The 6,147-nt window shown below is 36.3% G+C and carries 9 protein-coding genes; all 9 read left to right on the forward strand.

Features of this window, described 5'->3' with window-relative positions; genetic code table 11:
• Positions 1–123: 123 nt before the first annotated feature.
• The 9 genes from rplM (at position 124) to F4W09_RS13125 (ending at position 6,030) form a co-directional block, all read left to right on the forward strand.
• Positions 124–552 carry a 50S ribosomal protein L13 gene (gene rplM / locus F4W09_RS13085; protein WP_004695096.1) on the forward strand — a complete coding sequence of 143 codons (429 nt, stop codon included), beginning with the start codon at positions 124–126 and terminating at the stop codon, positions 550–552.
• 12 nt (positions 553–564) lie between these two features.
• Positions 565–951, forward strand: coding sequence for a 30S ribosomal protein S9 (rpsI, locus tag F4W09_RS13090; protein WP_004695095.1), 387 nt, complete (start codon positions 565–567; stop codon positions 949–951).
• Positions 952–1,486: 535 nt separating this feature from the next.
• A complete protein-coding gene (locus F4W09_RS13095) occupies positions 1,487–2,158 on the forward strand; it encodes a glutathione S-transferase N-terminal domain-containing protein (protein ID WP_044739236.1) in 672 nt (223 codons plus the stop codon).
• Complete coding sequence (locus F4W09_RS13100) at positions 2,158–2,586, forward strand: ClpXP protease specificity-enhancing factor (protein ID WP_016165408.1); 429 nt, start codon at positions 2,158–2,160, stop codon at positions 2,584–2,586. The genes F4W09_RS13095 and F4W09_RS13100 overlap by 1 nt, the downstream gene beginning before the upstream one ends.
• A gap of 16 nt (positions 2,587–2,602) precedes the next feature.
• The gene (locus F4W09_RS13105; RefSeq protein ID WP_151505045.1) at positions 2,603–3,259 is read left to right on the forward strand and encodes a hypothetical protein; all 657 of its coding nucleotides are present in this window, start codon (positions 2,603–2,605) and stop codon (positions 3,257–3,259) included.
• A gap of 387 nt (positions 3,260–3,646) precedes the next feature.
• Positions 3,647–4,006, forward strand: coding sequence for a roadblock/LC7 domain-containing protein (locus F4W09_RS13110; RefSeq protein WP_044739234.1), 360 nt, complete (start codon positions 3,647–3,649; stop codon positions 4,004–4,006).
• 74 nt (positions 4,007–4,080) lie between these two features.
• A complete protein-coding gene (locus tag F4W09_RS13115) occupies positions 4,081–5,046 on the forward strand; it encodes a hypothetical protein (protein WP_151505046.1) in 966 nt (321 codons plus the stop codon).
• A 9-nt stretch (positions 5,047–5,055) separates the two neighbouring features.
• Positions 5,056–5,604 carry a GTP-binding protein gene (locus F4W09_RS13120; protein ID WP_151505047.1) on the forward strand — a complete coding sequence of 183 codons (549 nt, stop codon included), beginning with the start codon at positions 5,056–5,058 and terminating at the stop codon, positions 5,602–5,604.
• An 18-nt stretch (positions 5,605–5,622) separates the two neighbouring features.
• Positions 5,623–6,030 (forward strand): roadblock/LC7 domain-containing protein, encoded by a 408-nt coding sequence (locus F4W09_RS13125; RefSeq protein ID WP_044739232.1) that lies wholly within the window; start codon positions 5,623–5,625, stop codon positions 6,028–6,030.
• The last annotated feature ends 117 nt before the right edge of the window (positions 6,031–6,147 follow it).

The following is a 6,147-nucleotide window of genomic DNA, read 5'->3' on the forward strand; positions in this document are numbered from 1 at the left end:
AGAATACGGCTCTTGAAATTTTATATTTTCATTTGTGATTCTTAACGTATTCGTTTAGAATCGCGTCTCCTTTTGTTTGGACAGATTCCATAGTCCAAACCAACTATAATAGGTAGTGGTTTAATGAAAACTCTCAGCGCTAAGCCTGCTGAAGTTCAACACGACTGGTACGTTGTTGATGCTTCTGGCAAAACTTTAGGTCGCCTTGCGACTGAAATCGCTCGTCGTCTACGTGGTAAGCACAAGACTTCTTATACTCCTCACGTTGACACTGGCGACTATATCGTTGTAATCAATGCTGAAGAAATTCAAGTGACTGGTAAAAAAGCACTTGATAAAAAATACTATCGCCACACTGGCTTCCCTGGTGGTATCCGTGAGACTAACTTTGAAAAGTTAATCGCTCATAAACCTGAAGCAGTTTTAGAAAAAGCTGTTAAAGGTATGTTACCAAAAGGTCCTCTTGGTTACGCAATGATCAAGAAAATGAAAGTGTATGCAGGTACAGAGCATCCACATGCTGCTCAACAGCCACAAGTTTTGGACATCTAAGGGATACAGCACATGGCTACTAATTATGGTACAGGTCGCCGTAAGACCGCAACTGCACGTGTTTTCTTGTCAGCTGGTACAGGCAAACTCGTAATTAACAACCGTACTCTTGAGCAATACTTCGGTCGTGAAACTGCTCGTATGGTTGTTCGTCAACCTTTAGAACTTCTTGAAGTTACTGAAAAGTATGACCTTTACATCACTGTTGCTGGTGGTGGTATCGGTGGTCAAGCTGGCGCTATCCGTCACGGTATTACTCGTGCATTGATCGCTTCTGACGAAACTTTAAAACCTGCTCTTCGTCAAGCTGGTTTCGTTACTCGTGATGCTCGTGAAGTTGAACGTAAGAAACTTGGTTTACGTAAAGCTCGTAAACGTCCTCAATTCTCTAAACGTTAATTCGTTTACCGAATCGGACCAAAAACCTCGGATTTTCCGAGGTTTTTTATTTGAAGCAAAGCTATAACTGTTTAGAATAAATCCCTCAATGCATCTCCACCACTCAACTTCATGGTTTCAGTAAATTGATTATTTTTATGAATGAAGGCACTACACCTTCCCTCACCTTTTAACCCAGCATTTATATCAGTCCATCATTTTAAATAGTCACTACACATCTTTTGATGACATAGTATGGTTTAATCCACTAACACCACAAACTCAAAATGACTAGTCAGAGTAGTCATCTTCCCTTGTATAATCGACCATCTCATTAGTGAATTCAGTTAGCATCTTTTTTAAAAATAGAAATCGAATCTACATTCCCTACTAAATGCCCCAAACACAATTGTGAGATGAGAGTATTCCATGTGTTTTTCTATCTTCAAGTTGATTAGAAAATAAATCTATCCTTTAGCAGCATATTATTCAGCTTGGCGTGCTTTCTAACGCTAATTTTAGTATTCTATATGATCAATCAAAATTTTTTGGACTTATGTCTTTAGAAAATCCTGCGACTCCCATTCAGGGGATTACACTTTACAGTCATGCTGATGATTTTCGCTCGCATTGGATTCGTTATGTGCTTGCCGAAAAACAAATTAAATTTAATCTCATCTTGTTAGATTACGATGATGAAGACCTCGCAAGTCTAAATCCTTATCACCAACTTCCAATGTTAATTGAAAATGATCTTAAATTATTTAATACCAACATCATTTCCGAATATTTAGATGACCGTTATCGTCAAAATAAGTTGTACGCTGATGCACCAGCTCCACGTGCTGAACAGCGTCAATATATTTGGCGTTTTGAGCAAGATTGGTTGAAGTTAGCGGATATTATGCTTCGTCATCCGGACAGCCTCAATAAAAATGATAGTGCTAAAGCACAGAAGCGATTGAGAGATACGCTGATTTCTCTAACACCATTGTTCCAACATTATCCTTATTTTATGTCGGATAACTTTACAATTTTAGATTGTATGTTAGCACCCATTTTCTTACGCTTAGATTCTATGGGAATAGAGTTACCGCACAAATTGTGTCGCCCAATTCTTTTATACTGCCAACGCATTTTCCAACGCCCTGCATTCATCAAATCTTTGACATTGCAGGAAAAAAATCGTTACGGCAAGTTTTTATCTTCTCCACCGAGTAAACCATAATGTCTGAACAGGAAACTAACTTATCTCCTACCCGTCCGTATTTGGCTCGCGCTATTTATGAATGGATTTGTGATAACAATCTAACACCATATTTATTAGTCGATGCTACACAACCAAATACTATGGTCCCTGAACAATTCATTCAAGATGGGCAAATCGTCCTCAACATCGTACCGCATGCAGTACACCAACTACATATGAGTAACGATGCTATTACTTTCTCTGCACGTTTTGGTGGTGTATCTCGTGATATTTATGTGCCACTATATGCAGTATTAGGTATCTATGCGCGTGAAAATGGGCAAGGCTTATTTTTTGATCCAAATGAATATGAAAATGTTAAAATTCAGCAAGATGATTTAAAATCAGAACCTGAACAAAACCAAGAACAACCCAAGAAAAAGCCAAGCTTGAGGTTATTAGATTAAAACAAGAGGAAGTAATATGGCTTTTGACTTAGTACAATATTTTGCAGAGCAAATTCACATTCAAAAGCCAGAGCTTCTGAATCAATATCAGTCGAGTGAGCGTAAAGCACATCTGGCAGAAATCAATACGCTCAGTCTTGCCAAACTAATTACCTTATGGCGTAAAGACGAAAATAAACTCTACCAAGAAATTCAATCCCAAGAGCAACTGTATATTATCGATGTTGCACGGCATCTCACCACTTCAGATCAGAATCACTCCACTTTAGAGAAAGCTGAATTTGAACATACGATTACTGAAGTTTTGTCTTTACAGTTAGCCGAATTAAAACAATTAGATGATACTGGTCATTATGGCATTAAAGGCTTACGTGAACTAATTACAGGACAAGTCGAACATTTATCTGGGCAAGCAGCCGACTGGATTTGGTCAACAAGTGAGCTAATAGAACTCAAAGGATCTAAACCGATACCCGAAGAAGAGCTATCATTAGAGGAAACTATGAAGGAGTTTAATCAAATGGTTCATCAAAGCAATATTATAGAGCATCATGAACAAGTGACTGAAGTTGAAAAAACTGTAGTTCCAACTTGGGCTAAAATTTTAGAACCTGTTGTTGCTTTAGCCATTTTATGGATACTTTATTCTGCTGCAACTCAGATGTTTGCATAAGATATGACAAGAGAGTGTGGTCAGATCATCACGGCACTCTCTTTTTTATAAAAATAATAATTTAGACTGAATTATTCATCAATTTATCTAATTGGCTTCCGTTTGTATATTTAATTGCTTGGTAAAATTTACACATTGTTACACTTCTATTGTAGTCATATTATGACAATCAAATATATATGGTTATTCATATTCCCACTTGGATTCTGAGAAATAAATCACATTTAAGCCGAGCGTAATAATCGGATATTTACCAAAATTGTCACATGCCCTTTTTGGGAAAAATAATTTCTGTTGATAATATTTTAGTGCCATTCATATAATCAAATGGATTTGATACCAAGTTAAATCAGTCCCAAAAATCCAAAAAAACATAAGAGAATCAATATGGCTAGAGTATCATTAGAAGTATTATCAGAAATTGATGGTTTCCATGCCGCTGCCTTAGTCGATGGGGAAAGCGGTTTGGCTTTAGCAACACAAGGCGGTGGTGACATTGATCTTGAGTTAGCAGCAGCAGGAAATACCGAAGTTGTACGTTCAAAACGTCGTGTTGCAAATGCACTAAATTTGAATGACTCAATTGAAGATATATTGATCACCCTCGGTAAACAATATCACCTGATTCGTCCATTAGAAGGTAATGAAAAACTCTTTTTATACCTTGTGTTAGAGCGTTCCAAAGCAAACCTTGCAATGGCACGTCATGAACTTAAAAGTTATGAGAAAGGTTTAGATTTCTCATGATTCATCATCCCCCCTTTTTTAATTGTCCAAAAAGGGGGATTACCGTTTCAACTTATTAGATGTGTAGAGATAGTATGACAGAGCAATATCTTAATATTGCGATAACTGGTTTAAGTATTCATCATTCAGAAGAACTAAAAACCCAGCTACGTAATCTCATTCCACAAGAATATAAAATTAAATGGAGTACAGCTGCAGACCCTACTATCGATTGCTTATTTATACATGAAAATTTTTATGAAACTGACGGTATTCAAAAAATAATTCAAAGCCGTAATTTTCCTTGGTTAAAAATTACCAAGAATAATAACAATGAGAATATCCTTCAGGAAAATACCTTATCTCTACCCATTGTTAATCCACAGAATTTTTCTGACTGGATTTTACAACATCTACTCAAAACAACACTCGATAACCCACACGATCATATTTTTGAAGTTAATCCTAAGAAAACTCCTTATAAACTTGAATATTTTAGTAAGATGTTCGACAAAGAACGTAACTCAAAACTCCATCTTTTTGATACTTTAGGCACAATTGCAATTATCGATGTCCAGAAAAATATTGCTTGGCTCAATACTGAAAGAGAACAAGCTTTTACAGATTCAGGTTTTGGCTATGACATTGCCAGCACCAGTAACTTTATGAAAGTTTCAAGAAAACAAACTTATCTTTTAAATGACTGGTTGTGGCAATTTTTTTGGGATTCCCCTTTATTTTTAAAAGAAATTGCACCTGAAGATGGGCATTTTAAGATTCATATGTGGCCAAAACCCTCTCAAAATCTAGATCGGAAAACAATATTCCAACTCTCTAGCTGTTTTATTCAAGGTGGGAAAGTTTCAAAAATTGCAAATCAATTGAATATTCCTTTAGAAACAGTGCAGAGATTCATAGCTGCCAATATTGCAACGAATAATCTTTCCAGAATCAATATTTGGGATAAGCACTTTAATCCACCAGAGACTCCAATAGTATCCGAAGATACTGGATTCATTAAAAGTTTCTTTGGAAAATTAAGAAAAAAATTGGGGATATAGGACAATATTATGATCTTACAACGATTCAAAATTGTTTTCGCAGGCGGTATGGGAGCTGGTAAAACTGAAGCAATTAAATCATTATCAGAGATTCCCGTGTTGCAGACTGAGGCTTTTAATACAGATGCTCAACGACATAGCAAAATGGAAACTACGGTTGGTATTGATTACGGAGAAATCACCCTAGAGGATAATGTCACCATAGGGCTCTATGGAACACCAGGTCAGAATCGTTTTGATTTTATCTGGTCCACGATAACCAAAGGGGCAATCGGTGCGGTGATTTTGATCGACCATCATTCTGACAATTCTATTCAGGAACTCGAAAGCTACCTAGAAACTTTCCAAAACTTCACTGACAACATTGCAATTGGTATTACCCACACCGATCTCATCACCGAAAACTCAAAATCTACAGGGATTTATAAAGACTGGCTATTAGAAAATGACTTGTTTTCGCCACTATATTTTATTGATGCACGTAAGAAAGACGATGTACTGTTATTATTAGAGGCGTTAATCACATCCATTGAAATTAACTCCAATATTGCCAATTAATTTGAATAGAGGTTTGATATGTTTACTCTAGAACAAAGCCGTACAGCACCTAAAGAGTTGATTCAATTTGCCAAAGATGAAATTTACGACTTAATGATGAATGTTCGGGGCGTCAATTATGTGATGCTTTGTAGTACTGATGGATTTGAACTCGCCCATGTCCATAAAAAAGATAGTTACAATAGCACTAAACTAGCAGCCGTGAGCAGCTCTATACTTGCGATGGTTGCAGCATTTATGAATGAAATTCATTTGGAAGGCTGCCAATCCATTACTTTAGATGCAGAGAATGGCAAAGCTATTCTTACTTCTATTCCGTCAACCAAGCATCCAATGATTATTGTGACTTTGACTGAAAAAGACGTACTATTAGGACAGCTCCTTTATACATTAAAAACCGCCAGTAATCGTATTTCAGACTTTTAATCCTTAATTAAGAAATAGCCTTAGAGTTAGAAACAGCGACTTTAAGGTTATCTATACTAATCTTGAGCTATTTTGAACGTATTTTTTAAACTAGTTATTATTCATTATTTTCCATAT

Source organism: Acinetobacter tandoii (assembly GCF_008867985.1).
Lineage (GTDB): Bacteria > Pseudomonadota > Gammaproteobacteria > Pseudomonadales > Moraxellaceae > Acinetobacter > Acinetobacter tandoii.